The 25,374-nt window shown below is 70.9% G+C and carries 23 protein-coding genes and 2 pseudogenes; 1 reads left to right on the forward strand and 24 read right to left on the reverse strand.

The features are described 5' to 3' along the window. Positions 1-25: 25 nt before the first annotated feature. The 21 genes and pseudogenes from whiG to RLT58_RS09690 form a co-directional block, all read right to left on the reverse strand. Positions 26-862: an RNA polymerase sigma factor WhiG gene (whiG, locus tag RLT58_RS09590; protein ID WP_311309982.1), complete on the reverse strand. Its 837-nt coding sequence runs from the start codon at positions 860-862 to the stop codon at positions 26-28. A 288-nt stretch (positions 863-1,150) separates the two neighbouring features. Continuing rightward, positions 1,151-2,362 carry a DNA-processing protein DprA gene (gene dprA / locus RLT58_RS09595; protein WP_311309983.1) on the reverse strand — a complete coding sequence of 404 codons (1,212 nt, stop codon included), beginning with the start codon at positions 2,360-2,362 and terminating at the stop codon, positions 1,151-1,153. Next, positions 2,359-3,000, reverse strand: a pseudogene (locus RLT58_RS09600) (ATP-binding protein); the annotation flags it as partial. The pseudogene RLT58_RS09600 and the gene dprA, both read right to left, overlap by 4 nt. A 112-nt stretch (positions 3,001-3,112) precedes the next feature. Beyond that, positions 3,113-3,694 (reverse strand): DUF6262 family protein, encoded by a 582-nt coding sequence (locus RLT58_RS09605; RefSeq protein ID WP_311309984.1) that lies wholly within the window; start codon positions 3,692-3,694, stop codon positions 3,113-3,115. A 2-nt stretch (positions 3,695-3,696) separates the two neighbouring features. Continuing rightward, positions 3,697-6,273 carry a tyrosine-type recombinase/integrase gene (locus RLT58_RS09610; RefSeq protein ID WP_311309985.1) on the reverse strand — a complete coding sequence of 859 codons (2,577 nt, stop codon included), beginning with the start codon at positions 6,271-6,273 and terminating at the stop codon, positions 3,697-3,699. Next, entirely contained in the window at positions 6,270-7,409 is a 1,140-nt protein-coding gene (locus RLT58_RS09615) for a tyrosine-type recombinase/integrase (protein ID WP_311309986.1), read from the reverse strand. Before RLT58_RS09615 ends, RLT58_RS09610 begins: the two co-directional genes overlap by 4 nt. 163 nt (positions 7,410-7,572) lie before the next feature. Next, a pseudogene (locus RLT58_RS09620) lies at positions 7,573-8,562 on the reverse strand (YifB family Mg chelatase-like AAA ATPase); the annotation flags it as partial. Next, a complete protein-coding gene (locus RLT58_RS09625) occupies positions 8,562-8,924 on the reverse strand; it encodes a YraN family protein (protein WP_311309987.1) in 363 nt (120 codons plus the stop codon). The pseudogene RLT58_RS09620 and the gene RLT58_RS09625, both read right to left, overlap by 1 nt. An 84-nt stretch (positions 8,925-9,008) precedes the next feature. Continuing rightward, entirely contained in the window at positions 9,009-9,317 is a 309-nt protein-coding gene (locus tag RLT58_RS09630) for a DUF2469 domain-containing protein (RefSeq protein WP_003993268.1), read from the reverse strand. 63 nt (positions 9,318-9,380) lie between these two features. Beyond that, a complete protein-coding gene (locus tag RLT58_RS09635; RefSeq protein WP_311309988.1) occupies positions 9,381-9,869 on the reverse strand; it encodes an NUDIX hydrolase in 489 nt (162 codons plus the stop codon). After that, a complete protein-coding gene (gene lepB / locus RLT58_RS09640) occupies positions 9,859-10,599 on the reverse strand; it encodes a signal peptidase I (RefSeq protein ID WP_311309989.1) in 741 nt (246 codons plus the stop codon). Before lepB (RLT58_RS09640) ends, RLT58_RS09635 begins: the two co-directional genes overlap by 11 nt. 49 nt (positions 10,600-10,648) lie before the next feature. Continuing rightward, on the reverse strand, positions 10,649-11,551 hold the full coding sequence (lepB, locus tag RLT58_RS09645; protein WP_311309990.1) for a signal peptidase I: 903 nt from the start codon (positions 11,549-11,551) through the stop codon (positions 10,649-10,651). A gap of 87 nt (positions 11,552-11,638) precedes the next feature. Continuing rightward, a complete protein-coding gene (gene lepB / locus RLT58_RS09650) occupies positions 11,639-12,553 on the reverse strand; it encodes a signal peptidase I (RefSeq protein WP_311314457.1) in 915 nt (304 codons plus the stop codon). Continuing rightward, on the reverse strand, positions 12,438-13,526 hold the full coding sequence (gene lepB / locus RLT58_RS09655; protein ID WP_311309991.1) for a signal peptidase I: 1,089 nt from the start codon (positions 13,524-13,526) through the stop codon (positions 12,438-12,440). Before lepB (RLT58_RS09655) ends, lepB (RLT58_RS09650) begins: the two co-directional genes overlap by 116 nt. Further along, a complete protein-coding gene (gene lepB / locus RLT58_RS09660; protein ID WP_311309992.1) occupies positions 13,519-14,289 on the reverse strand; it encodes a signal peptidase I in 771 nt (256 codons plus the stop codon). Before lepB (RLT58_RS09660) ends, lepB (RLT58_RS09655) begins: the two co-directional genes overlap by 8 nt. A 45-nt stretch (positions 14,290-14,334) precedes the next feature. Then, a complete protein-coding gene (gene rplS, locus RLT58_RS09665) occupies positions 14,335-14,685 on the reverse strand; it encodes a 50S ribosomal protein L19 (protein WP_311309993.1) in 351 nt (116 codons plus the stop codon). 127 nt (positions 14,686-14,812) lie between these two features. Further along, complete coding sequence (gene trmD / locus RLT58_RS09670) at positions 14,813-15,634, reverse strand: tRNA (guanosine(37)-N1)-methyltransferase TrmD (RefSeq protein WP_311309994.1); 822 nt, start codon at positions 15,632-15,634, stop codon at positions 14,813-14,815. After that, entirely contained in the window at positions 15,634-16,218 is a 585-nt protein-coding gene (gene rimM / locus RLT58_RS09675) for a ribosome maturation factor RimM (protein ID WP_311309995.1), read from the reverse strand. Before rimM ends, trmD begins: the two co-directional genes overlap by 1 nt. Positions 16,219-16,297: 79 nt before the next feature. Further along, positions 16,298-16,537: an RNA-binding protein gene (locus RLT58_RS09680; protein ID WP_005311361.1), complete on the reverse strand. Its 240-nt coding sequence runs from the start codon at positions 16,535-16,537 to the stop codon at positions 16,298-16,300. Positions 16,538-16,539: 2 nt separating this feature from the next. Continuing rightward, complete coding sequence (rpsP, locus tag RLT58_RS09685) at positions 16,540-16,983, reverse strand: 30S ribosomal protein S16 (RefSeq protein WP_311309996.1); 444 nt, start codon at positions 16,981-16,983, stop codon at positions 16,540-16,542. A gap of 157 nt (positions 16,984-17,140) precedes the next feature. After that, complete coding sequence (locus RLT58_RS09690) at positions 17,141-17,734, reverse strand: hypothetical protein (RefSeq protein ID WP_073739095.1); 594 nt, start codon at positions 17,732-17,734, stop codon at positions 17,141-17,143. Positions 17,735-18,270: 536 nt separating this feature from the next. Between RLT58_RS09690 and RLT58_RS09695 the strand changes: the two genes are divergently transcribed. Continuing rightward, positions 18,271-19,122 carry a class I SAM-dependent methyltransferase gene (locus RLT58_RS09695; protein WP_311309997.1) on the forward strand — a complete coding sequence of 284 codons (852 nt, stop codon included), beginning with the start codon at positions 18,271-18,273 and terminating at the stop codon, positions 19,120-19,122. A 17-nt stretch (positions 19,123-19,139) separates the two neighbouring features. Here RLT58_RS09695 and ftsH read toward each other — a convergent pair whose 3' ends face one another. The 3 genes from ftsH to RLT58_RS09710 form a co-directional block, all read right to left on the reverse strand. After that, positions 19,140-21,056 carry an ATP-dependent zinc metalloprotease FtsH gene (ftsH, locus tag RLT58_RS09700; protein ID WP_311309998.1) on the reverse strand — a complete coding sequence of 639 codons (1,917 nt, stop codon included), beginning with the start codon at positions 21,054-21,056 and terminating at the stop codon, positions 19,140-19,142. Positions 21,057-21,233: 177 nt separating this feature from the next. Then, positions 21,234-22,787 carry a signal recognition particle protein gene (gene ffh / locus RLT58_RS09705; protein WP_311309999.1) on the reverse strand — a complete coding sequence of 518 codons (1,554 nt, stop codon included), beginning with the start codon at positions 22,785-22,787 and terminating at the stop codon, positions 21,234-21,236. Between the two features lie 130 nt (positions 22,788-22,917). Continuing rightward, complete coding sequence (locus RLT58_RS09710; RefSeq protein WP_311310000.1) at positions 22,918-25,371, reverse strand: [protein-PII] uridylyltransferase; 2,454 nt, start codon at positions 25,369-25,371, stop codon at positions 22,918-22,920. Between the last annotated feature and the right edge of the window lie 3 nt (positions 25,372-25,374).

Below are 25,374 nucleotides of genomic sequence, written 5' to 3' on the forward strand. Positions count from 1 at the left end.
CGGGTGGGGCTCCGGAGGCGCGGACTCAGCGTCCGGCGTCCGCCAGCTTCGCGCGCAGCTGGAGCACCGACTTGGTGTGGATCTGGCTGACACGGCTCTCGGTGACCCCGAGGACGTTGCCGATCTCGGCGAGGGTCAGGCCCTCGTAGTAGTAGAGCGTGACGACCGTCTTCTCGCGGTCGGGCAGGGTGTTGATCGCCCGGGCGAGCAGCCGTCTGAGCTCCCGGTCCTCGGCCACCTCCACCGGGTTGTCCGCGGCGGTGTCCTCCAGCGTGTCCATCAGGCTCAGCCGGTCGCCGCCCTCGCCGCCGACATGGAGCAGTTCCTCCAGCGCGACGACGTTGGCCAGCGACAACTGGCTGAAAACCGCGTGCAGTTCCTCCAGCGTCACATCCATCTCGGCGGCGACCTCCGCCTCCGACGGGGAGCGCCGCAGCTGGGCCTCCAGCGTGGCGTAGGCGCGTTCCACCGCCCGGGCCTTCTGCCGCACGGAGCGCGGGATCCAGTCCAGCGCCCGCAGCTCGTCGATCATCGCGCCGCGGATGCGGGTGATCGCGTAGGTCTCGAACTTGATCGCGCGCTCGATGTCGAACTTCTCGATCGCGTCGATCAGCCCGAAGACCCCCGAGGAGACGAAGTCCGCCTGCTCGACGTTGGACGGCAGGCCCACGCTCACCCGGCCCGCGACGTACTTCACCAGGGGCGAGTAGTGCAGGATCAGCTGCTCCCGCAGCCGTCCGTCGCCGGTGGTCTTGTACGACCGCCACAACTCGTCGAGCGAGGACGGGGCGGGAGGGCGCACCGTGCCACGCGCAGCCGGTGGTACTGCCGCGCGGTCAGACCCGGAGGTGTGCTGGGGCATGTGGTGCCTTGAGCCGTTCTGCCGTGAAGTACTGGGACTTGTCTCTGGGGCGGAATCCTTGTGAGCGTAGCGTGACTGAGTTGTCGCGGTGCGCGCAGGATAGAGGATGGATCCTGTGCGCTTCCGGGCGAACGGACATGACGCGCGACCCGGCGGCGGACATGACAGCGCACCCGGCCGGCGACATGGCGGATGCCCGGGGCCACCGCCACCTGCGCCGGCCCCGGAGGCGTCACTGACGGATGCGCCGAGGTCATCGGCATCACCTTTTCACCCGAATGCCCCAGGTCAAGAACCGCCTCGCCGCGCGTCGTCATGACAACTCGGCCTCCGCGTCAACCGCCATCCCTCGCCATCGCGTTCGACGAACCCCAGTGAGTGCAGTTCGTACAGCTTGCCGAGGGCCTCGTCAGCGCTCGTTCCGGCGGTACGGGCGGCCTCCCGGGCGTCCACCGTGCCGTGCGACGGCAGGGCGTCCAGGACCCTGCCGCAGACGAGGTCCAGCAGGTCTCGCGGCAGTACGGGACCGTGTCGGGAGGGGGCGAGTTCTCCCATGTCACCGACCAGTTCGGCGACTTCCGCCGCGTCCGTCACCAGCACGCCTTCACCGCGCAGGAGTTCATGGACGCCCGCCGAGAGCCCGCTGGTGGCCGGTCCCGGAACGCCCATGGTGAAGCGGCCCAGACGCTGGGCACTGCGTGCCGTGACCAGGGAACCGCTGCGGTACTCGGCCTCGACCACCACGGTCCCCCGCGTCAACGCGGCGATCACCCTGTTCCGCAGGATGAATCTGCTGCGCGTGGGGTGGTCGGCCGGGGGCAGTTCGCCGATCACGAGCCCCTGTTCGGCCACCCGTCCGATCAGCTCGGCGTGTCCGCGCGGATAGGGGACGTCCACCCCGCAGGCCAGCACCGCCATCGTCGCGCCGTCGGCCGCCAGTGCGCCCCGGTGGGCCGCCCCGTCGACGCCGAAGGCCGCCCCGGAGACGACCACCCAGCCCCGCTCCGCGAGCCCCGCGCCCATGGTCGTCGCCATGTGCGCTCCGTACGGTGTGCAGGCACGCGCCCCGACCACGGCGACCGAGCGCAGCGCCCAGAGCCGGAGATCGGGCTTCCCCCGCACCCACAGCCCGGTCGGCCGGGCATCGCCCAGATCGTCCAGCTGGGTCGGCCACTCCCGGTCGCCGGGGACGACGAACCGCCCGCCGGCCTCGGCGACCGCCGCCAGGTCCCGTTCCGGATCGGCGCCGTCGGCCCGCAGCCGGTAGCCGGCCAGCCGCCGCGCCGTCATCCCGCTCAGCCGCTCGGCCGACCCGTCCCGGGCCGTGATCCGGCGCATCAGCTCCACGCCGCCGCACTCCCGCAGCCAGCGCCCGGCCCGCTCGTCCCCCGGCTCCAGCACCCGGGTCAGTGCCGCCCGCGCCAGCCGCTCCCGCGCGCTCGCCCCGCGCGGGGCCGGCCGCTCCCCCGCCCCCGCGCACACGGCTCCCTCCCCCGTCATACCGCCCCCGCCTCCATCGGGACCCCCCGGGGAATGCCGCTGCGCAGCTCCAGGGCCACCGCGATGTCCGAGGCGTCCGGCCGGTCGGCCGCGCGCAGGTCCGCGACCGTCCACGCCACCCGCAGCACCCGGTCCAGGCCTCGCGCGGTGAGCAGGCCCCGCTCCATGTCCCGTTCGGCCGCCATCAGGGCACCCGGTGCCGCCGCCAGCCGGGTCCGCAGCTCATGGCCCGGCACCTCACTGTTGGTGGTCCACGGTGTGCCCGCCAGCCGCTCGGCCGCCCGCTCCCGTGCCTCCCGCACCCGGGCGGCGACGGTCTCGGTCGACTCGCCCCGGCCGCCCCGCCCCATCAGGTCCTCCCGTCGGACGGGATCGACGACCACCCTCAGATCGACCCGGTCGAGCAGCGGGCCTGACAGCCTGGCCTGGTAGCGGCGCACCGCCGAGGGCGGGCACTCGCAGCCGGCCCCGCTCAGGGTGTGGCGTCCGCATGGGCAGGGGTTGGCGGCGAGCACCATCAGGAATCGGGCGGGCAGCCGCACCACCCCGGCGCTGCGTGCCACCACCACATGGCCCGACTCCAGCGGCTGGCGCAGCGAGTCCAGCGCCCGGACGGAGAATTCCGGCGCCTCGTCGAGATTACCGACCGTTGATGTCGAGGCTGCGCCGCTGACCTGCGCTAATGCATAGCTTACATGTCAGCGACGCAGCCTCGTTGTGATCAACAGGACTTGCCGGTAGAGGTCTTGGTCAGTCGTTCGAAGTGCGATCCAGCAGCTGCACTTCGAGATCGGACAGACGCTTGTCCTGGAAGCGCAATGTGGACCGCGCCGCCTTCAGCCGCTCGTCGAGAGCTCGGTTCTCCTCACTCAGTCTCCGGACGCGCTGCTTGAGGTTGGTGTTCTCGCTGGTGATCCGCTGGATCGCTTCCTCGGTCCACTCCGCTTCGAGATCGCGGACCTGCCCCATGAGCTCGCCGATGCGGCCGCGCTGGAGTCGTATCTCGTCGAAGGCGGATTTCAGCGCATCCTCGGCGTTGAGTGCCCGCTCCCGCCAGGACGCCTCCTGCGCCGTCGCTTCCGCGTTTCCAGCAGTCACGCGCTGGTCGACCGCGATTTCGGCAGCCGCGGTGACAAGGGAACGAGCCTGTTGGTTGGAGTAGAGGAATGTCCGGGAGACCGACGCCCGGCGTGCGACAGCCGCGAACGTGATGGGAGTCTTCTCGCGGCGCAACCGCTTCAGCGCGTCCTGGACGCGGCGGACGGCTGCCTCCGAGCTGCGACGACGTGTCTCGTTCGCAGCGGCGGTCTGCTGGTGGGCGTCAACTGCCATGCTCATGCGTTCCCGCTTTCGAGGTCGTCCACGTCGTCGTCGAGGTCGACGGCGTCGGCGAGATCAGCGGCCTTGAACGAGGTGCTCCAGATCCGATGGAAGTAGTCCTGCGGCCTGCGCAGATCGAGGGCGAGGGCCTCGTCCAGGAGGCCGAGGCCGGCGAGTGCCTTCTCCAGGCCGTCGATGGCTCGGGCGGTCGGCTCGAAGTAGCTGTGGAGGTAGTCGGCAGTCGCGTCGTCCGGTGCTCGCTCGGCGAGAGTCGTCCACTGCTCCTGCTTTCGGCGCCAGTAGAGGAGATCGGCTCCCGACATGACGAACTTGTCGCAGTTGTGGCAGTCCAGCTTCCAGGGGCAGGCTCCGCCGTCGACCACGGGCTGGAAGGTGCAGAAGCCGCCCTCCGAGGGGGTGCTGCGGCGGGAGAGATCCACGGCGAGGGCTTGGGCCTGTGCGCGTGTCATGGGCGTCGTGCCGCCAGACAGAAGTTCGCCTGGCTGGGCGGCGCCGGGGCCGGAGACCCAGACGTGGTGAAGTACTTCTTCGAGGTCGGAGTGGGCGACCTTGACGTAGTGCTCGGCCATGCGGTCTGAAATCTGTCCGAGGTAGCGGCGGATGTGGGTGAGGTTGGCGCCGGCCCGCAGGAGGTTGGTCGCCAGCGTGTGACGAGCCTGGTGGGGGACGACGTGGCCGAGGTCGAGTCCCTCGATCCATAGCTTGTAGTTGCTGTGGAACCACCCGTAGGACATCGAAGCGTTCCCGGACGGGTTGCGGACCCGGGTGGGGAACAGGGCCATTTCCGCCTGTTGCCGGCCCGTCGGTGTGTAGCCGTGTCGCCGCTCGAAGCGGGCGAGGGATCTCTTCTGCCTTTCCTGGATGCGGTTGTAGAGCGTGTCGGGGATTCTGATCGCTTCGTCGTAGTTGCCGACCTTGGTCTGGTCGTGCCAGATCATGGGCAGTTCGCCGTACCGACCGACGCAGTCCATCCGCAGATTCAGGATTTCGCTGCATCGGCGGCCGGTGAGGACGATCGCTTCCCAGATATCGCGCAGGCCCTGGTCGTCGGGGTCGTAGTTCTCGGCGAGGTGGCGGAGGTTGGTCTCGTCGGCCAGGGCTTTGGCGACGTCGTCGGAGAACGGGGCTCGCGAGCGTCGCGTCATCCCGCCGGCGTGGGGCATGGCCGTGATGAAGGTCCGGCTCAGCCCGATCCGTTCGGACTCGCCGGAGTCCAGAGACCCCCGCAGCACCTGGCGGGTGGAGTTGAACACCGCTCGCCGGGTGTTCTCCGTGACTGTGGATGACTTCCCGCCTGCACGTTTCATGGCCAGTGACGGGAGCCGGTGACGCTCGCGGTGCCGCTGGTCGGCAACGAAGCGGGACATGTATCGCTCGTCCAGCTGGTGGGGATCATGCCCGCCGGCGGGCGCCTCGACTTCAAGGAAGGCACTCAGTTCGGTGCAGGCGCGACGCGCGTTGTCGAAGACACCGGAGGTGCGGGGGCACTTCGGAGACTCCATCGTCCTGGCCATGTAGTCCCAGAGGAGATCGCGGAGCCAGCGCTGGGACACTGCGGTCAGGTCGAAGTGGCTGAAGCGGCCGGGGAACCGACGCCCGAAGTGATCGGTCTCGATGAAGCCGGCGTCGCGGGTGTCGGAACGGCTGAAGTAGATCAGCCGCAGTTCGTTGCGCATTTCTCGGACGATCATTCCGACGACATGCGGGCACTCGTCGGGGTCCAGTTCTGACAGGGAGTGCAGGTCCTGGCCCCGGCAGAGGTTGATCATGTTCTGAATCTGAGTGAGGGGCCACTCGCTGCGATCGCCGTCGGTATGGGCGAACAGGCCCCACCGGACCTCGGCTTTGAGCAAGGGGCGGAGTCCGGTCAGGATGACCCGGCCCGGCAGAAGGATCGGCGGCTCTTCGTGGCACCACTGCCGGAACGCTGCTTCGTCGTCGTACTCGACGATGACGGGCAGTCCCCGGTTCTCGAAGGCGTGCCACCACTCACGCGGCAGTTCGGCCTGGCCGGGGGCACCCTGCGCGTTGTAGCGCATCCGGTGCTTGTGGCAGAGCCGTAGAGGCGAGCTGGCCAAGTCCGGGCACGGTGTCACAAGGCAGTTGCCATAGCCGGCAAGAGTGGTCTGTTCGGCGAGCCATTGATCGAAGTCGGCGGCTGGCTTTTTGTGCCAGCGGTCCTGGTGGCGGTGGCAGAGCCTCATCGCGGTGCTGGACGCGGGGCGGTCCGGGCAGATCCGGCAGGTCACCTCCTTGGCCCAGGACATGCGTTCGCCCGGCTCTGCGGTGCGGGTGAACTCCGCGGCACTGATGGTGGTGTCCCGGATGGCCCTCCACTGGTCAAGGTGGACGGTGCAGAATTCGTAGGCCTGACGTCGTGTTCGTTCGCAGTCCGGGACGTGGCACTCCCATCCGTAGGTGGAGTGACCTGCGGGGAAGTAGATGACGTCGGGGCGGTAGAACGCGTCGACGGTCGGGCCGTTGATGAGAGCGGTCAGCACCTCAAGGCGGTCCCTGGCCGCCCGCGGGGCGGGGTCGCTGTGCAGCTTGAACAGCATGCTCGTGCTCATGCCTGCTCACCCCAGACGGTCCGCAGGGCAAGATCGAAGTCTGGGTCGTGCACGTCGACGTGCCCGTAGACCTCGTCCACGGTCGTGGCTGACGCCCATCCGCCAGCATCCCTGGCGATGAGGAGATTGCCCTTGGCCGCGTCGAGCACGGCAGTCGTGAAGCTGTGCCTGAAGGCATGGGGCTTGATCTTGCCGAGCCCGGCCCGGACTCCGGCCCGGCCGAGCATGCGCCGGGCGCCGACCGGAGCCCACGGCCGGCCGTAGTCCTCGCCGCGCAGCTGGACCATCAGCATCCCGTGGGTCGCCTGCTGGCGGGGAAACTCGGTGGTCATGTACTCGACGTAGGTGCGGATCATGTCCCGGCTGACCCTCTTGATCAGTCCGCCGGTAACCGTTCCGGCCTCGACTTTCCATTCGTACTTCGTCTTCGCCGCGGCGTCGTTCTCGTTGCCTGGCCGGTGGCAGATATGGACGTGTGGCGTCCGGCACTCGCCGCAGGCCGCCCCGTCCCGAAGGTGCAGGTCCGAGAGATGCAGACCGCACATCTCACCTATTCGGAACCCGCCGTCCGACAGCCAGCTGACCAGGAGGCGGTCGCGGGCGGTGTTGACCACGGCGTCCAGACGTTCCCGGGTGCCCTCGGGGAGCATCTTCGGATGCCTCCGCCGGACCCGCACCGGGGCAAGCGGATTCGCTTGCTGGACGGCGCCGAGGTGGCCCAGGAAGGATCGTGTGCGGTCAGCACGGGTCGGCAGGCGATCCTTGTCGAGATCCCGCTTCAAGTCGGTGTTGATCCCGAGCGATGCCTGCCGCAGGTAGAAGCCCTTCAGGCAGGCAGCAGCCGTCGACAAGGCCGCGTCACGATAGGGCCGCTTGCCCACCCGCCAGGGCTCGCCGAGCGGCATGCGGACCTCGGCGCCGACGATTCCCATGTAGCGCTCAAGATCGCGGAAGGTGACTGCCTCCCGCTGTAGGCATTCGCGTTCCAACCAGCGCAGGTGATCGACGAGGTAGTACGCGTACGTCCTCTGCGTGCCAGATCCCTCGTACTGCCGCAGATAGCCGTCCGCCTCCCGATGGACCGTCCCCTCGGGCCAGACGATCGTCCAAGACTTCTTTCCGTCCTTGTGCCTCATTTCCTGCACTCTGAGCTGGCCAATCACTGTCTTGCTTACCACGTGCCCTCCGAACTATTCCGGACATTATCGACGCTCCGGGCACGGTCGGTAAAAGGGCACGGGGCGTCGACGGGCACAGGCCAGACGGACGTCCCGGACAGGGCTACATGCGGTCGGTAATGTCGAGGAAGAGAATCCCCCGGTGCGCCAGCGAGACCGCGCCCGGCCTCGGCAGTCCGTTGCCCCCGCCGACCAGTGACTGCATCGTCGCCGAGTGGTGCGGGGCGCAGTACGGCGCCCGGGACACCAGGGGCTGGCCCGGTGGCAGAATGCCCGCCACCGAGTGCACGGCGGTCACCTCCAGGGACTCCTGCCTGGTCAGCGGCGGCAGGATCGCGGGGAGCCGCTCGGCCAGCATGGTCTTGCCCGCTCCCGGCGGACCGGTCAGCAGAAGGTGGTGGCCGCCGGCCGCGGCGATCTCCAGAGCCTTGCGCGGCCGCTCCTGCCCCGCGACGTCGGCCAGGTCCGGCCGGGCCCCCTCGCCCGGTGCGGCGCTCCGGGCGAAGCCGGTGCCCATCCCGGCGCCGGGCACCATCAGCCCGGCCAGCATCGTGTCGGGGCAGCCCTCGTCATGGGCCGCCGGTTCGTCGGGCACGGGTTCGTCGCACAGCACGGCGATCAGCTGCCGCAGGCTGCGCACCCCGAGCACGGAGATCCCGGGCACCAGGGCCGCTTCGCCGGCCGTCTGCTCCGGCACGACGACCTGCCGGTAGCCCGCCTCCGCTGCCGCCAGGACGGCGGGCAGCACCCCCCGTACCGGGCGGACCCGGCCGTCGAGCCCCAGCTCCCCGATCATCACCACATCGGCGATCGACGCGGGGTCGATCCGCTCGGCGGCGCCCAGCACCGCGCAGGCAACAGCGAGGTCGAAGCCCGATCCGCCCTTGGGCACCGAGGCCGGGGACAGCCCGACCGTGAGTTTCTTCTGCGGCCACTCGGCCCCGGAGTTGACCACGGCCGCCCTGACCCGGTCCCGGCTCTCCACCAGGCTCTTGTCCGGCAGGCCGACGAGGGTGAACGCGGCCACCCCCGCCTCCAGGTCCGCCTGGACCTCCACCACCACGCCCTCGACGCCCACCAGGGCCACCGAGCAGGCCCGCGCGAACGCCATCACGCCACCCCCCGCGCATGCTCGGCCAGGGGCGCGCCGCGCCGGGGCAGCACCACGCCGACCAGGTCGATGCGCACCCCGCCGGGCGGCGGCGGGCCGCCGTGGCGGTCCAGCCAGAGTCCGGCCAGCCGGCGCAGCCGGTCCGCCTTGACCGGGGTGACCGCGGCCATCGGATGCTCGAAGACACCCGCCCTGCGGGTCTTGACCTCGCAGATGACGAGCGCGTCGCCGTCCATCGCGACGATGTCGATCTCACCGGCGCGACAGCGCCAGTTCCGTTCCAGTACGGACATGCCGGCGTCGGCCAGCAGCCGCGCCGCCAGGTCCTCGCCGTACCGCCCGAGTGCCCCCCGTGCGTTCATTTCGGCACCACCTCCGGCACCGACTCTGACGCTTTTCCCTCACCTCAGTGGATCTTGGTGGACAAGCGGGCGATTGTGGATAACTCAGCCACTCGGAAGTTCGAGATCGCTCTTGTTGAGCTCCTCGATGTTGACGTCCTTGAACGTCAGTACCCGTACCTGCTTGACGAACCGTGCGGGCCGGTACATGTCCCAGACCCAGGCATCCGCCATGGACACCTCGAAAAACACCTCACCCTGGACCGAGTGGACCTGCATCTCGTAGTCGTTGGTGAGGTAGAAGCGCCGTTCGGTCTCGATCACATATTTGAACAGACCGACGACATCGCGGTACTCCCGGTAGAGCTTCAGCTCCATCTCGGTCTCGTACTTCTCGAGGTCCTCGGCGCTCATTGGCATGTTCCCCTTCAGCCGTGCGTTCCCCCATTGTGCGCCAGGCTCCGGCGCCCCGGGCGCTCAGGCGTTTTCGGGGTCGAGAACCAATGGCGTACGCGGAGGACCCTCGTCGAGCAGCGTGCGCAGCAGCCCGGCGAGTCTGGTCGGGTACACCGTCTCACGCGCCGCCGACAGTTCGGCGGAAGTCCACCACCTCAGCTCCGAGACGCTGCGGAGTTCCAGCCCGGTCTGCCCGCTGGTGTCCGTCGCGGTCCGGTCCGTCCGGGCCAGGAAGTACCACTCGTCCTGGTGCCAGCGGCGCCCGTCGAACGGGAAGGAGCAGGTCCGCCGCCAGAGCACCGGGCCCAGTTCGACCTCCGTGATCCCGGTCTCCTCGGCCAGCTCGCGCAGTGCGGCCTGCTCCCGGGTCTCGTCGCCCTCCAGCCCTCCGCCCGGGGTGAACCACCAGGTGCTCGACGGGTCCCCCGGTTCGAAGCCGTGCATCAGGAGAATGCGGTCGTCCGGGTCGAGGAGGACCAGCCGGGAGACCTTGCGGATCTCATCGGGCACCGGTGGCCGCCTTCGTCCGCCGGTTCCGCTTCGAGCGGGCCGCGATCGGCCCGTACACCGCACCGCCCAGGATGAGCAGCACGCCCACGCCCATCGCGCCGAGCTGGAGCCTCAGCGGCCCGGCGGACGACACCCCGCCCGGGAGCGCGGCGAAGGCCCGGGGCCGTCCGATCATCCCGCCCAGCGGCCAGGCGACGGCGTCCACGCGGGCCTGCACGGCGCTGCGGGGCACCGAGCCGTGCCCGCCGTCCTCCAGATGGACCCGGGAGTCCAGCGAGACCGTGCGGTCGTCGCCCAGGAGGAAGAGCTGGCCCTTGGGCACCTCGGCCGTGAAGTCGTTCACGGAGGCCGGGCCCGAGCCCCGCAGATACGGTTCGTCGACGGGTATCCCGTTCACCGTGAGCCGGCCGTCCTTGTCACAGCAGGCGATCTTGTCGCCGCCGGTCCCGACGACCCGCTTCACCATGGGCATGTCGCCCCACTGCCGGTCGGTGAAGACGACCACGTCGCCGCGGCGCACCTCGTCACCGTCCACCCGCTGGGCGAGGACCCGGTCGCCGGCGTTCACCGTCGGCGTCATCGACTCGGTCGGCACCGTGTAGGGCCGGTAGACCACGGCTCCCCAGGCGAAGCCGCCGAGGAAGAGCACACAGCCGACGGCCACGGCCAGTCCGGACAGCATGCTGCCGAGCCGGCCGTGGCCGTCACTGTCTTGTCCTGTCCCACTCATCCCAGCGTCCCCCATCGGAGATCGACAATCGCTGATCCGAGTGGGCACCCTACCCGGCGGTACGCCCGGCGGTCAGCCTCCGTCGCCGCCACAGGACGAGGGGCACCGCACCGGCCAGCCCCAGCGCACCAGGCGCGACCGCGCCCGCGGCACTGATACCCGGCTGGTCGAAGGTGTCCGGGACCGGCAGCGTGGCCCAGCGGTTGAGCGGCCAGGCCACCACCACGGCCCGGCCCACGACCTTGTCCACCGGCACGAACCCCTTGTTCGCGTCGTTGATGTGGTAGCGGGAGTCCGAGGAGTCCTGGCGGTGATCGCCCATCACCCAGATCTTGCCGTCGGGCACCTTGAACGGGCCGAAGGGCATGTCGTCGCAGGCGCTGTTGCCCGGGTAGATGTACGGCTCGTCGAGCGCCTTCCCGTTGACCTTCACCGGGCCGCCCTTCCGGCACTCCACGGTGTCGCCGCCGACCGCGATCGTCCGCTTGATCAGGTCCTTCTCCTCGGCGGACGGCATCAGCCCGACAAAGCTCAGGAACTTCTGCACCGCGTTGGAACTGGGCGTCGGCTCGCCGTCCAGCCAGCCGGCCGGATCGTGGAAGACGACCACCTCGCCGCGCTCCGGCTCGGAGCCGAACCACGGCGTCAGCTTGTCGACCAGCACCCGGTCGCCCTGCTGAAGCGTGTTCTGCATCGAATCCGACGGAATCGAGAACGCCTGCACCAGAAACGTCTTGATCAGCAGCGCCAGAACCAGCGCGACACCGATCAGCAGCGGCAGTTCCTTCCAGAACGAGCCGGGCTTCTTCGCCTTGGCGCGGGTGCTCCGCGCGCCGGCCGCCTCCGGTGCCTCGCCCTCGGGATCGGAGCCGTACCCGGCGGCCGGTCCGGGCCGCGTCGTGGACGGTCCCTGGTCGGAACGGGCTCCGCCTGCCACGTCACTCACATTCATTCCTCACTCCGCGCCAACGCCTGCCCATCGGGCCGTATCGCGTACCGGCCCGCCGTCCCGATAACGAGCGGGGGTTCCGCAGGGCTACTACTCCTGCCGGACCAGGGCCCTGGTCCGGCTCCGCCTGCGCCACAGCACCAGCGGCAGGGCACCGGCGATGCCGAGCGCGCCCGGCGCCATCGCGGCCGCGGCGTTGATCCCCGGCTGGTCGAAGGTCTTGGGCACCGGAAGGGTCGCCCAGCGGTTGACCGGCCACGCGATCACGATGGCCCGGCCGACCACCTCGTCGTTGGAGACCGTGCCGCCGCCCGGCAGGTTCTGGTGGTACCGGGAGTCGAGCGAGTTCTGCCGGTGGTCGCCCATCACCCAGATGCGGCCCTTGGGGACCTTGACCGGGCCGAACGGCTCGTCGTCGCAGGCGCTGTTGCCCTCGAAGATGAACGACTTGTCGTCCAGCGCCTTGCCGTTGACCTTCACCGGTCCGTTCTTCTTGCACTCCACGGTGTCGCCGCCGATCGCGATGACCCGCTTGATCAGGTCCTTCTCCTCGGCGGACGGCATCAGCCCGATGAAGCTGAGGAACTTCTGCACCACGTTGGGATCGGGTGCCTGGGTGTCCTCCAGCCAGCCGCCCGGGTCGTGGAAGACGACGACCTCGCCGCGCTCCGGCTCCGCGCCGAACCACGGCGTCAGCTTGTCGACCAGCACCCGGTCGCCCCGCTGGAGCGTGTTCTGCATCGAATCCGACGGAATCGAGAACGCCTGCACCAGAAACGTCTTGATCAGCAGTGCCAGGATCAGCGCGACACCGATGAGAAGGGGCAGTTCCTTCCAGAGGGGGCGGGGCTTCTTCCGGGCCGTGCTGCCGCCGCGCGTGGAGCCGCCGTCACTCTCCGCCCCGTCCGCCGCCGCTGCGTCCGCCGTCCCGGCGGGCTCGGCGTTCCCCGGAACGCCCGGCCGGTCCTCGGGCTCCTCGTGTCCGGATCGTGCGCCGACCGCCAAATCCCCCACATCCACTCCTCACTCCGTGCCACCGCCTGCGCCCTAGCCGATGCAGGCCCACCACTCCCATAACGAGCGGGAGTTCCGCAGGGGTCGGGAGCCGGATCATTCCGTTGGGATCCTGGGACACACTATTCGACCGGCCCGGGGCCGCCGCCGTACCGGCGCGCGCGTCCGGGACCGAGGAGAACGCCGACCGGTGCTCCAGCGAGCTCCAGTGCCCGAAGGGCCAGACGATCCACTTGGCCCGTCCCACGACGGCGTCCTCGGAGATCGTGCCGTCGGCCGTCTTGTCGAGGTGGAAGCGTGAATCGGCGGAATTGGAGCGGTGGTCGCCCATCACGAAGAGGCGTCCGGCCGGAACCTTTACTTCGAATTTGATGGTGGAGGGGGAATCGCCGGGAAATATGTAGGGCTCGTCGACCGCCACCCCGTTGACGATGAGCCTGCCGTCCTGCTCGCAGCACCTCACCGTGTCGCCCCCGACGGCGACGACCCGCTTGATCAGGTCCTGCTCGTCGTCGGAGGGAAGCAGCCCGATGAAGGTCAGCGCCTCCTTCACCTGCTTGACGCCGACGGGCGACTCCTTGGACGTCACCGGGTTCGGCGGCGGCCAGTCCGAGGGGTTCCTGAACACGACGACGTCGCCGCGCTGCGGCCTGGATCCGAACCAGGGCGTCAGCTTGTCCACGAGCACCCGGTCGCCGATCCGGATGGTCTGTTCCATCGACCCGGACGGGATCACGAAGGCCTGCACCAGGAACGTCTTGAGCACCAGCGCGATCAGCAGCGCCACCGTGATCAGGAGCGGGATCTCCTTGACGGCCGATCTGCGCCGCCGCCGCTTCACCTTGCGGGCCAGCTTGCGCCGCTCGGCCCGGGTGGGCAGGGAGCGCGCGGCCGTCGGCCGGGTGCCGGTGGGCAGCGGTATCGCGGGATCCGCCGCCCCGCGGCTGCGCCCCCGGTTACCCATGGGCCTTCCCGGGCGCCGGAATGCCGTCGAAGGCCGCGGTGTCCGGCAGCGAGCCGAGGCGGTTCAGCGGCCAGCCGAGCCACTCGGCGCGGCCGATCACCTTGTCGACGGGCACCATGCCGCCGCCGGGCTCGCCCAGATGGTCACGGGAGTCGCGCGAATGACTGCGGTGGTCGCCCATCATCCACAGCGTCCCGTCGGGCACCACGATGTCGAAGGGCGCCCGCGAGGGCTCGTCCCCGGCGAACAGGTAGTCCTCGTCCAACGGCCGGCCGTTCACCTCGACCCTCCCCCGCTTGTCGCAGCAGACCACCCGGTCTCCCCCCACGCCCACCACCCGCTTCACGAAGTCGGTCTCGGCGGGCTCCGCGAGCCCCAGGGAGGCCGCCGCGCCGTGCAGCAGCCGGGCCACCGGGTTCTGTCGCGGGCTCTCCCGCACGAAGGAGCCCGTGCCGTCGAAGACCACCACATCGCCCCGCCGGGGCGCGGAGCCGAAACGGTACGCCAGTTTGTTGACGAGCACCCGGTCCCCGACCCGCAGCGTGGACTCCATCGAGCCGCTGGGGATCAGGAAGGGCTGCACCACGAAGGTGCTGAAGAGAAGGACGAAGACCGCGCAGACCGCACCGAGTGCGAGGACGCGCCGCCAGGACGGGGAGGCGGCGAAACGTCGGCCGACACGCGAGAAGCGCGACCCCTCCTCCGGACCCGTAGCGGGTGCGGAGGAGCGGTCGCGCTCCTGGGGCCTTGCTTCCGTGTCCATCGGGGCCAGAGCTTATCCGGCCGTCCTGTGGACCAGGGAGTCAGCTCAGCGGTCGCGCTTCTCCTTGATCTTCGCGGCCTTGCCGCGCAGCTCACGGAGGAAGTACAGCTTGGCGCGGCGGACGTCACCGCGGGTGACGAGCTCGATCTTCTCGAAGATCGGGCTGTGCACCGGGAAGGTGCGCTCGACGCCGACGCTGAAGGAGACCTTGCGGACCGTGAAGGTCTCGCTGACGCCCGCGCCCTGGCGGCGGATGACAATGCCCTTGAACTGCTGGATACGGGAGCGGTTGCCCTCGATCACGCGGACGTGGACGTTGACGGTGTCGCCGGGGCGGAACGCCGGGACGTCGGTGCGCAGCGAGGCGGCGTTGACGCCATCGAGCAGGGAAGCCATGTTGTCTGCTTTCTTCGCCGATGCCACAGGTCATCGACGGGAAGAGTGATGAGTTCGGGGTGCTGATCGCGTCGGACGGGCGTCTTTCCCCCTGTGGCAGGGGCGCACGCGGACGTACAGCAGCGGCCTATTCTTCCACGGCCTCGGGCCTGCGCCAAAATCGGCCGCCGGGCTCCGGTGACCAGCCGAGGATGGAGAGCATCTCGCGATCCTTCTTGTCGAAGGCGGACGCGTCGCAACGCTCGATCAGATCGGGCCGGTTGGCCGCCGTGCGGCGGAAGGCCTCGTCCCGGCGCCAGCGCGCGATGCGCCCGTGGTGGCCGCTGAGCAGCACCTCCGGGATCCCGCGGCCGCGCCACTCGGGCGGCTTGGTGTAGACGGGCCCCTCCAGGAGGTCGGCCATCGCGCCGGGGGCGAAGGAGTCGTCCCGGTGCGACTCGGCGTTGCCGAGCACGCCGGGCAGCAGCCGGGCCACCGCCTCCGTGATCACCAGCACCGCGGCCTCCCCGCCGGCCAGCACGTAGTCGCCGATGGACACCTCGACGACCCGCATCCGGGTCGCGTACTCCTCGGTGACCCGCCGGTCGATGCCCTCGTAGCGGGCCGGGGTGAAGATCAGCCAGGGCCGCTCGGACAGCTCGACGGCGAGCGCCTGGGTGAAGGGCCGGCCGCTCGGGGTGGGCACCACGAGCACCGGGGAGTGCGCCCCGGCCTCGTAGCCGTCCGCCAGGGCCTCGTCCAGGGCGTCGCCCCAGGGCTCGGTCTTCATGACCATGCCGGGACCGCCGCCGTAGGGGGTGTCGTCGACCGTGTTGTGACGGTCGTACGTCCAGTCCCGCAGATCACGCACATGGACGTCGAGCCGGCCGCGGGCGCGGGCCTTGCCGACCAGCGAGACGTTCAGCGGTTCCAGGTACTCGGGGAAGATCGTGACGACGTCGAGGCGCATCAGGCGTCTTTCCCGCCCTCGGCGGCGTCGGCCTCCGCCGCCTCCTCGTCGCGCGTGGAGACCACGACGGCTTCGCTCTCGTCGATCAGCCCCGGCGGCGGGGTGATCACCGCGCGCTGCTCCTCGAGGTCGATCTCGGTGACGATCTCCTCGACGAACGGGATCATCACCTCGGTGCCGTCCGGGCGCTCCACGATGAAGAGGTCCTGGGACGGCAGATGGCTGATCTCGGTGATCCGGCCGATCTCGGTGCCGTCCGCGAGGACCACGTCGAGGTCCATCAGCTGATGGTCGTAGAACTCCTCGGGGTCCTCGGGGAGTTCCGCCGGGTCGACGTCGGCGATCAGCAGGGTGTTGCGGAGCGCCTCGGCGCCCGTACGGTCGCGGACGCCCTCGAAACGCAGCAGCAGCCGGCCGCTGTGCACCCGGCCGGTCTCGATGGTCAGCGGTCCGGTCGAGGCCGGCTCGGTGGCCAGCACGGCGCCGGGTCCGAGCCGGAGCTCCGGCTCGTCCGTGCGCACCTCGACGGTGACCTCGCCCTTGATGCCGTGGGCGCGACCGATCCGCGCGACTACCAACTGCACCTTGTGTCTCTCCTGTCGTACGACGACGGGCCGGGGCGGGCGCATGGCCCTCCCCGGCCCGTGCCGGTGTTCAACTCTGTCAGCGAACCTGATCCACATCGACGAGGTCGACGCGGATACCGCGGCCGCCGATGGCGCCCACGACGGTACGCAGCGCGCGTGCGGTGCGGCCGTTGCGGCCGATCACCTTGCCGAGGTCATCGGGATGGACCCGGACCTCGAGCACACGGCCACGCCGCAGGTTGCGCGAGGCGACCTGCACGTCGTCGGGGTTGTCGACGATGCCTTTCACGAGGTGCTCGAGAGCCTCCTCGAGCATGCTCAGGCCTCGGTCGGCTCGGCGGGCGCGGCAGCGTCAGCAGCCTCGTCCGCCTTCTTGTCGGCCTTCTTCGCCTTCTGCGTGATGGCCTCGCCCTTGGACTCCTCGCCGGCGTCCTTGGTGAGGGCCTCGAACAGGGCGCGCTTGTCGGCCTTGGGCTCCGGCTGCAGCAGCGGCGCGGGGGCCGGGAGGCCCTTGTGCGCCTGCCAGTCACCGGTGAGCTTCAGGATCGCGAGAACCGGCTCGGTCGGCTGGGCGCCGACGGACAGCCAGTACTGCGCACGCTCCGAGTTGACCTCGATGCGCGACGGGTTCTGCACCGGGTGGTACAGGCCGATCTCCTCGATGGCCCGGCCGTCACGGCGGGTACGGGAGTCGGCGACGACGATGCGGTAGTGAGGCGAACGGATCTTGCCCAGACGCTTCAGCTTGATCTTGACTGCCACGGAAGTGGTGTCTCCTGGTCTATGACGTGGTTGGGCACAACGAAGATGCCACGTGGGGTTGCGGTACTCGGGTGCCCGATGGACGCGTCAGCCGGAGGAGAGAGGGGTCCTGTGCGACTGTCGAGTACAGCTAGCCATTGTGCCACACCACATCGGCTCACCCCACCGCTACCACTGCCTCCGGGATCCGGAACGGCTTTCCGCAGCCGCCGCAGACGATCGGGGCCTGCGCGAGGACCGAGGGGACCACGCGCACATTGCGCCCGCAGTCGCAGACGGCCTTGACCCGCACGCCCCCTCCGGAGGAGCCGTGCCGGGCGGCGGGGCCGCGGAAGGAGCGCTTGGTGTCGGCGGCGGTGGCGACGGTGTGCGCCTTGAGGGCGCGCTGCAGCCGTTCCATCGTCGGGCGGTACCGGCGCTTGGCCTCGGGATTGAGCGTGACCAGCGAGAAGCCACTGCTGGGATGGGGCTCCTCGGCATGATCGAGGCCCAGCTCCTCGGCGATCGCGAGGAATCGTCGGTTGTGGTAGCGGCCGGCGCGCGAGGTGTCCCGGACACCTCGCGCGGCGGCGATGCCGTGGACTGCCTCATGGAGCAGTCGCTCGAAGGAGAGCTCGGCGCCACAGGCGGACGAGGACTCTCCGATCAGGGACTCGGGTGCGGCGAGATCGGGCAGCTCGGGGTGGTACCGCTGAATGTCGGCCCACGCCTGCGCCAGCTCTGCGGCAAGTACAGGTGGTGTCGTGCTCACGTCGTGACCAACGAGCGCGGGGCCCTCGGTGTTCCGATTCCGGGCCATCCCAAATATTTTGCACGTACCAGTCAGTTGCCCTTGATGCGTCCTGACGAGGGCGGGTGCGCTGATCTGCGGAGAAGCCTCACAGCTCGCACCAAGGTGGTACGTAGCGACGTGTACGCCCGGCGCGCAGGCGGCGCGTACGCCCGGGGCACCGTGCGCCGGGAACTCCGGCGCGCACGCCGCGCAGGAGCCGAGGGTACCGGGAGCACCCGGGCACCCCGTCACCGCCTCTCCCCGCCCCCGCCGGTCCTCGGCCGGCCCTGACCGCCCCCGAACCTCCCCGACGTGCCCGCCCCCGCCTGTCGGGTGAGACTGGGACCGGAGCGGGCCGGAACGCGGACAACCATTGCCCGCAGACCCCTGGACGCGGCGGCGGATGCGCAGTTCTCTGACATACGGGGGAGCGCGCGTACGGAAGACGGCCGGGCCGTCCACTCGGGCACGACCGATCGGCAAGACCGGAACCTCGGCGGATTGGGGCGCATTCCATGACACCAACGCTCGTCCGGCACCACAGGCACGCGGAGCCGTCCGCCCCGGCGGGCACCGGCTCGCGCGCCCGTGACTGGGCCGAGATCCAGGAACGGATGCTGGCACCGCTGTACGAGGCGGTGTACACGCGACTCGAAGTGGGATCCGCCACACGGATGCTCTCGCTCGGCTGCGGCTCCGGACTCGCGCTGCTCATGGCCGTCGGCCGGGGCGCCCGGGTCACGGGCGTCGACACCGACCCGGAACGGCTCGCGCTCGCCCGGACCCGGCTGCTGCCCGGGCCCGAGGACGGGGGCCGCCAGGACACCCCCGCGCGGCTCCTGGACACCGTTCCGGCCGCCTCGGCCGACGGCGCGCCCCACAACCTGATCACCGCCTTCACCCCCATCGGCTGCGCCGCCGACGACGGCGAGGAGCTGGTGCGGACGCTCGGCACGGCGGTGCCGTCGGCCGCCCGGGGCAGCACGGTCGTACTGACCGGCTGGGGACCGCCCGAGCGGTGCGCGACCGAGGCGGTGCTCCGGGTGGCGTCCCGCCTCGCCGAGGGCGGGCGGGGGCCCGGTTCCGGCGGCTGGCGCGGGCCCCGGCGGGACGACCTGGAGGACGTGGCGTTCCGCTCCGGACTGAAGCCGGACGGCTCGGGACGGGTGGCCTGCCCGTTCGGCTACGCCGACATGGACAGCGCGGTCCGCGGCCTGCTCTCGACCCGGCTCTTCGACGCGGCGGTGCGGGCGACGGACCGGACCCAGGTGGAGAAGGAGGTCGCGGAGGCCCTGCATCCGCACCGGCGCCGGGACGGCACGGTCTGGATGCCCAATGTGTTCCGCTACCTCGTCTGCACGGTCTAGGGATTTCCGCGTGACGCCTAGCCGGGCTGCCGGGTGATCCCGGCGGCCCGGTAGGCAGCCGCCTCCTCCAGCGTCTCGTGCTCCAGAAGCGCCCCGGCCAGCGAGTCCAGCCGCTCCCGGTTCTCCCCCAGCAGCCGGCACGCGTCCTCGTAGCACTCGTCGACGATGCGCCGCATCTCGCCGTCCACCGCGTCCAGCGTCGCGGGCGCGGCCGAGAGCCCGTACGGCTGCTGGGCATCGGCCGGGACGGCCGTCAGCCGGCCCACCCTGTGGCTCATCCCCCAGCGCCCCACCATGCCCCGGGCCAGCTGGGTCACCTGCTCCAGATCGCTCTCCGCCCCCGTGGTGACGACCCCGAACACCACCTGCTCGGCCGCCATCCCGCCGAGCGCCCCGATGATCCGGCCCCGCAGGTACCCCTCGGTGTAGGCGTACTTGTCGGCGTCCGGCGTCGAGAGCGTGACCCCGAGCGCCCGGCCGCGCGGCACGATGGTGACCTTGCGGACCGGGTCGGCACCCGGCTGGAGCATGCCCAGCAGCGCATGGCCGCTCTCGTGGTACGCGGTCCTGCGGCGCTCCTCGTCCGACATGACGAGCGAGCGCTCCGCACCGAGCTGGACCTTCTCCAGGGCGTCCGACAGATCGGCCCCGTTGACCTGCGGCTGTCCGCGCTTCACGGCGAGCAGCGCGGCCTCGTTGGCCAGGTTGGCGAGATCGGCGCCGGTCATTCCGGGGGTCGTACGGGCCACCTGGGCGAGGTCCACGTCCTTGGACATCGGGATCTGCCGGGTGTGGATCTTCAGGATCGCCTCCCGGCCCGCCTTGTCCGGCGGGCTGACCTGGACGATGCGGTCGAAGCGGCCGGGCCGGGTGAGCGCCGGGTCGAGGACGTCGGCGCGGTTGGTCGCGGCGAGCACGATCACGCCCTCCGACCCGGAGAAGCCGTCCATCTCCGTGAGGATCTGGTTGAGCGTCTGCTCGCGCTCGTCGTGGCCGCCCATGCCCGAGCCCCCGCCCCGGGCCCGCCCGATGGTGTCGATCTCGTCGATGAACACGATGGCCGGGGCGACCTTGCGGGCCTCGGCGAACAGCTCGCGGACCCGGCCCGCGCCCACCCCGACGATCATCTCGATGAACTCGGAGGCCGAGGCCGAGAAGAACGGCACCCCCGCCTCCCCCGCGACCGCCCGGGCCAGCAGCGTCTTGCCGGTGCCCGGAGGACCGGCCAGCAGCACTCCCCCGGGCATCCGGGCGCCCATCGCCCGGTAGGCGTCCGGGTTCTTCAGGAAGTCCACGACGTCGTTGAGCTCGCCCTCGACCTCGTCGATGCCCGCCACGTCCTTGAAGGTGGTGCGCCGGCCGCCCTCCAGCTCGACCGGCTTGGGCGGGGCCTTGCGGCCGAAGCCGCCCATCCCGCCGCCCAGTCCGCCGCGCGACATCCGCCGGGCGATGAACACCCAGAGCACGACCAGCAGCAGCATCGGGGCCAGCGAGATCAGCAGGTTGGCGAGGAAGCTGCGCTCCTTGACGACGGGTTCGGCCGTGACCGTGACGTCGTCCTTGACCAGCTCGGCCCAGAGGTCGTCGTCGGCGAAGGCCGGGCGCTGGGTGGTGAACTTGGTGTACTTGTCGCCCTTTCCCGGGACCTTCGCCTCCTTCTTGAGCTGCCCCTGGATGGCATCGCCCTTGGAGTAGATCTTGGAGACGTTGCCCGCGGTGACCTGCTTGCCGAACTCCGTGTACGCGATCGTCGGTTCTTCGTCCCCGTTGAAGAAGGACAGCACCAGATTGGCGATCAGATAGACGGCGAGCGCCATGAGCAGCAGTCCGCCCCAGCCTCCCGGCATCTTCCGGCCGGGCGGCGGGGGCGGTGGGGCGCCCTCGGAACGCCAGGGCTGGTCGGGCCGGTCGCGGGGAGGTACGGAACTGGTCACACGCGCTCCTTCGCCGACAGCCGTTGAGCCGACATTAAGGGAGAAATACGGGCGAAGCCCTCGGAGCGGGGGGCCGCTGGGCCCATGGGGGGACACCGCACCGCATACACGCCCGAGGGGGCGCCCGCCGTGAAGCGGGCGCCCCCCTCGGGGACGTGATGCGGGCCGGCCGGAGGGTCAGCCCATGAACTTCTTGAACTCGTCCGGCAGCTCGAAGTTCTTGTCGTCCTGGCCGGCCGGCAGTCCGAGGGCGCCGCCCTGGGCCGCCTGCTCGCGCCGGGCCGCGGCGGCCTGCTCCTCGGCCTTGCGCTTCATCGGGTTACCGCTCTTGCGCTTGCCCTTGGCCTGCTTGACCTGCTTCTTCTGCCGGCCCGGGCCGCCGCCCATGCCCGGCATCCCGGGCATCCCCGGCATGCCGCCGCCCTGCGCCATCTTCGACATCATCTTGCGGGCCTCGAAGAACCGCTCGACCAGGTTCTTCACGGCGCTGACCTCGACGCCGGAACCCTTGGCGATACGGGCCCGCCGCGAGCCGTTGATGATCGTCGGCTCGGCGCGCTCCTTCGGGGTCATCGACTTGATGATCGCGGCGGTGCGGTCGACGTCGCGCTCGTCGATGTTGTTGATCTGGTCCTTGATCTGCCCCATGCCGGGCAGCATCCCGAGCAGCTTGGAGATGGAGCCCATCTTGCGGACCTGCTCCATCTGGGCCAGGAAGTCGTCGAGCGTGAAGTCCTTGCCGCCCTTGCTCGACGACAGCTTGGAGGCCATTTTGGCGGCCTCTTCCTGGCTGAACGTCTTCTCCGCCTGCTCGATCAGGGTGAGCAGGTCACCCATGTCGAGGATGCGGGAGGCCATGCGGTCGGGGTGGAAGGCGTCGAAGTCCTCGAGCTTCTCACCGTTCGACGCGAACATGATCTGCTTGCCCGTGACATGGGCGATCGACAGGGCCGCACCACCGCGGGCGTCGCCGTCGAGCTTGGAGAGGACGACGCCGTCGAAGCCGACGCCGTCGCGGAAGGCCTCGGCGGTGTTGACCGCATCCTGGCCGATCATGGCGTCGACGACGAAGAGGATCTCGTCCGGGCTGACGGCGTCGCGGATGTCCGCGGCCTGCCGCATCAGCTCCTGGTCGATACCGAGACGGCCTGCGGTGTCGACGATGACGACGTCGTACTGCTTCGAGCGCGCGAACTCGATCGAGTCCTTGGCGACCTGGACCGGGTCACCGACGCCGTTGCCCGGCTGGGGTGCGTAGACCGCGACCCCTGCGCGGTCGGCGACGACGCTCAGCTGGTTGACGGCGTTGGGGCGCTGGAGGTCACAGGCGACCAGCAGTGGGGAGTGGCCCTGCCCCTTGAGCCAGACACCGAGCTTTCCGGCGAGGGTCGTCTTACCGGCACCCTGGAGACCGGCGAGCATGATCACGGTGGGCGCGGTCTTGGCGAACCGCAGCCGGCGGGTCTCGCCACCGAGGATGGAGACGAGCTCCTCGTTGACGATCTTGATCATCTGCTGGGCGGGGTTCAGCGCCTGGGAGACCTCGACGCCGCGCGCCCGCTCCTTGACGTTGGCGATGAAGGACCGCACCACGGGCAGGGCGACATCGGCCTCGAGCAGGGCGATACGGATCTCGCGAGCCGTGGCGTCGATGTCGGCCTCGGACAAGCGGCCCTTGCCCCTGAGGTTCTTGAAAGTCGCGGCAAGGCGGTCGGAGAGAGTATCGAACACGGCGCTCGTCGGTCCTCAGGGTCGGGGGCGGGTCGGGTCAGTCGTTCCCCAGGGTATCCGGACGCCGGGAAACGCAAAGCCCTCGCCCGGTTTACCCGACGGGCGAGAGCCTATTCGCGCGGGGGCGGGCTCAGCCGAGGGCCTTCTCGACCTCCCGGGCCAGCTCCGCGGCACGGGCCGCGGCCAGCGGCTCGCCGTCCGTGTCCGTGACGTAGAAGGCGTCCACGGCGTTCGCCCCCAGCGTGGAGACATGGGCGCTGCGCACCCGTACCGTGCTCTGCTCCAGCGCGCGGCCGATGCGGTGCAGCAGGCCCGGGGCGTCCTGGGCGCGTACCTCGATCACCGTGGCCAGCCGGGAGCCGGCCGCCGCGACCGTGACCCGGGGCGGCGGGGCCTTCACCCCGCGCCTGCGGGGATAGGCCGCCTCCCGTTCGGCGAGGCGGGCCCGGATGTCCAGGGAGCCGTCCAGGGCGCGGACGAGATCGGCGCGCAGCCGGGCCGCCTGGGGCAGGGAGCCGTACTCGGCGGCCACCCGCCAGCTCAGGAGCAGCAGGTCAGCGGTGTCGCCCAGCTCGGTGGGCAGCTCCACGGCGCGCAGGTCGGCGGCGCGGACCGTGAGGCGGTGCAGGGCGAGGACCCCGGCGGCGGCCGGCAGGACGCCGGGCCGGTCGGGGAGGGCGATGAGGAGTTCCACGCCGACGGGTTCGGGGGCGCCGTCCTCGGGCGGGGTCTCGGTCTGGGCGTGCAGGGCGAGGACGGGTTCGCCGGTGCGCAGGGCCTCGACGGCCAGCCGCTCCTGTTCGGCGCTGGGGGCGGCGGGCTCGGGTTCCTCGGGGGCCTCGCCCGCGAGGACGGCCGCGACCCGCTTGACCAGCTCGGTGACGAGGGAGGCGCGCCAGGTGGACCAGGCGGCGGGGCCGGTGGCGAGCGCGTCGGCCTCGGTCAGGGCGTGCAGCAGCTCCAGCGTGGAGGCGGTGCCGACCGCGCCGGCGACGGACCGCACGGTGGCCGGGTCGTCGAGGTCGCGGCGGGTGGCGGTCTCGATGAGCAGCAGATGGTGGCGTACGAGGGTGGCGATGACGCCCACGTCGTGCTGGTCGAAGCCGATCCGGGCGGCCATGTCGCGGGCGATGACCTCGCCGGCGACGGAGTGGTCGCCGGGCCAGCCCTTGCCGATGTCGTGCAGCAGGGCGGCGACGAGCAGCAGGTCGGGGCGGCCGACGCGGCGGGTGAGGGAGGAGGCGCGGACGGCCGTCTCGACGAGGTGGCGGTCGACGGTCCAGGTGTGGACGGGGTTGCGCTGGGGCCGGCAGTGCACCCGCTCCCAGTCGGGCAGCAGGCGGGTGATCAGCCCCTCGGCCTCCAGGGCCTCCCAGACCGGGACGGTGGCCTCGCCGGCGCCGAGGAGTGTGACGAGTTCCTCGCGGGCCTCGGCGGGCCACGGCACCGGGAGCGGTTTGGCGGCGGTGGCGAGGTGGCGTACGACATGGCGGGAGAGCGGGAGTTCGGACTGGGCCGCGGCGGCGGCCGCCCGCAGGACCAGGACCGGGTCGCGCTCCGGGCGGGCGGTGCGGGCGAGCACGACCTCGCCGTCGGCCTCGACGACCCCGTCGGCGAGCGGGGTGCGGTCGGTGGCCGGGGCCCTGCCGCCGCCGAGCATGGCGCGCAGCCGGGGCCTCACCTGGCGGGCGCGCAGCACCCGGTTGACCTCGCGCCAGGTGACGTCGGTGGCGTACGAGACGGTGCGGGCGGCCTCGTACACCTGGCGCAGCAGGGCGTCGGCGTCGAGGAGGCCGAGCGAGGCGGCGACCTGGTCCTGTTCCTGGAGGGCGAGGCGGTCGGTGGCGCGGCCGGTGGTGAGGTGGAGGGCGTCGCGGGCGTCGAGGAGGACGCGGCGGGCCTCGGCGAGGCCCTCGCGCGGGGCGTCGGCGACCCAGGAGGCGGCGACGGCGCGCAGGGCGGTGGCGTCGCGCAGGCCGCCCCGGGCCTCCTTGAGGTCGGGTTCGAGGAGGAACTGCAGCTCGCCCTGGCGTTCGGCCCGTTCGCGGCAGAGTTCGTCGAGGGCGGGCAGGCGCTTGGGGGCCTGGTTGCGCCAGTCGGCGAGGATCGCGGTGCGCAGGGAGGCGACGAGGCCGAGGTCTCCGGCGACGGGCCGGGCGTCGAGCAGCCCGAGCTGGACCTTGAGGTCCTCGCCCGCGGTCTTGCGGGCCTCGGCGGGGGTGCGTACGGAGTGGTCGAGGGCCAGGCCGAGGTCCCAGACGGGGTACCAGATGCGGTCGGCGAGGGCGGCGACGGCTCCGGCGTCGGCGGTGCCGTCGTGCAGGAGCAGGAGGTCGAGGTCGCTGCGCGGGGAGAGTTCGCCGCGGCCGTAGCCGCCGACGGCGACGAGGGCGGCGCCGCGGACGCCCGCGTGTTCGGCGGCGGAGGCGAAGAGGGCGGTCAGCCACGCGTCGGTGAGCGCGGCGAGGGCCGCACGGCGCGGCGGCCCGGACCGCTCCTTCTCCTGGAGAAGGCGCAGCCGGGCCGCCGCGTAGCCGCTGGGTCCCGAGTCCTCGGATTCGGTGGTCACTTCGGTGCTCGTCACCCA

Source organism: Streptomyces sp. ITFR-16 (genome assembly GCF_031844705.1).
GTDB lineage: Bacteria > Actinomycetota > Actinomycetes > Streptomycetales > Streptomycetaceae > Streptomyces.

Excerpts from the sequence above, each read along its gene's own strand:
- whiG (WP_311309982.1), bottom strand. The coding sequence starts at position 862 with ATGCCCCAGCACACCTCCGGGTCTGACCGCGCGGCAGTACCACCGGCT.
- dprA (WP_311309983.1), bottom strand. The coding sequence starts at position 2,362 with ATGACGGGGGAGGGAGCCGTGTGCGCGGGGGCGGGGGAGCGGCCGGCC.
- RLT58_RS09605 (WP_311309984.1), bottom strand. The coding sequence starts at position 3,694 with ATGGCAGTTGACGCCCACCAGCAGACCGCCGCTGCGAACGAGACACGT.
- RLT58_RS09610 (WP_311309985.1), bottom strand. The coding sequence starts at position 6,273 with ATGAGCACGAGCATGCTGTTCAAGCTGCACAGCGACCCCGCCCCGCGG.
- RLT58_RS09615 (WP_311309986.1), bottom strand. The coding sequence starts at position 7,409 with ATGAGGCACAAGGACGGAAAGAAGTCTTGGACGATCGTCTGGCCCGAG.
- RLT58_RS09625 (WP_311309987.1), bottom strand. The coding sequence starts at position 8,924 with ATGAACGCACGGGGGGCACTCGGGCGGTACGGCGAGGACCTGGCGGCG.
- RLT58_RS09630 (WP_003993268.1), bottom strand. The coding sequence starts at position 9,317 with ATGAGCGCCGAGGACCTCGAGAAGTACGAGACCGAGATGGAGCTGAAG.
- lepB (WP_311309989.1), bottom strand. The coding sequence starts at position 10,599 with ATGAGTGGGACAGGACAAGACAGTGACGGCCACGGCCGGCTCGGCAGC.
- lepB (WP_311309990.1), bottom strand. The coding sequence starts at position 11,551 with ATGAATGTGAGTGACGTGGCAGGCGGAGCCCGTTCCGACCAGGGACCG.
- lepB (WP_311309991.1), bottom strand. The coding sequence starts at position 13,526 with ATGGGTAACCGGGGGCGCAGCCGCGGGGCGGCGGATCCCGCGATACCG.
- lepB (WP_311309992.1), bottom strand. The coding sequence starts at position 14,289 with ATGGACACGGAAGCAAGGCCCCAGGAGCGCGACCGCTCCTCCGCACCC.
- rplS (WP_311309993.1), bottom strand. The coding sequence starts at position 14,685 with ATGGCTTCCCTGCTCGATGGCGTCAACGCCGCCTCGCTGCGCACCGAC.
- trmD (WP_311309994.1), bottom strand. The coding sequence starts at position 15,634 with ATGCGCCTCGACGTCGTCACGATCTTCCCCGAGTACCTGGAACCGCTG.
- RLT58_RS09680 (WP_005311361.1), bottom strand. The coding sequence starts at position 16,537 with ATGCTCGAGGAGGCTCTCGAGCACCTCGTGAAAGGCATCGTCGACAAC.
- RLT58_RS09695 (WP_311309997.1), top strand. The coding sequence starts at position 18,271 with ATGACACCAACGCTCGTCCGGCACCACAGGCACGCGGAGCCGTCCGCC.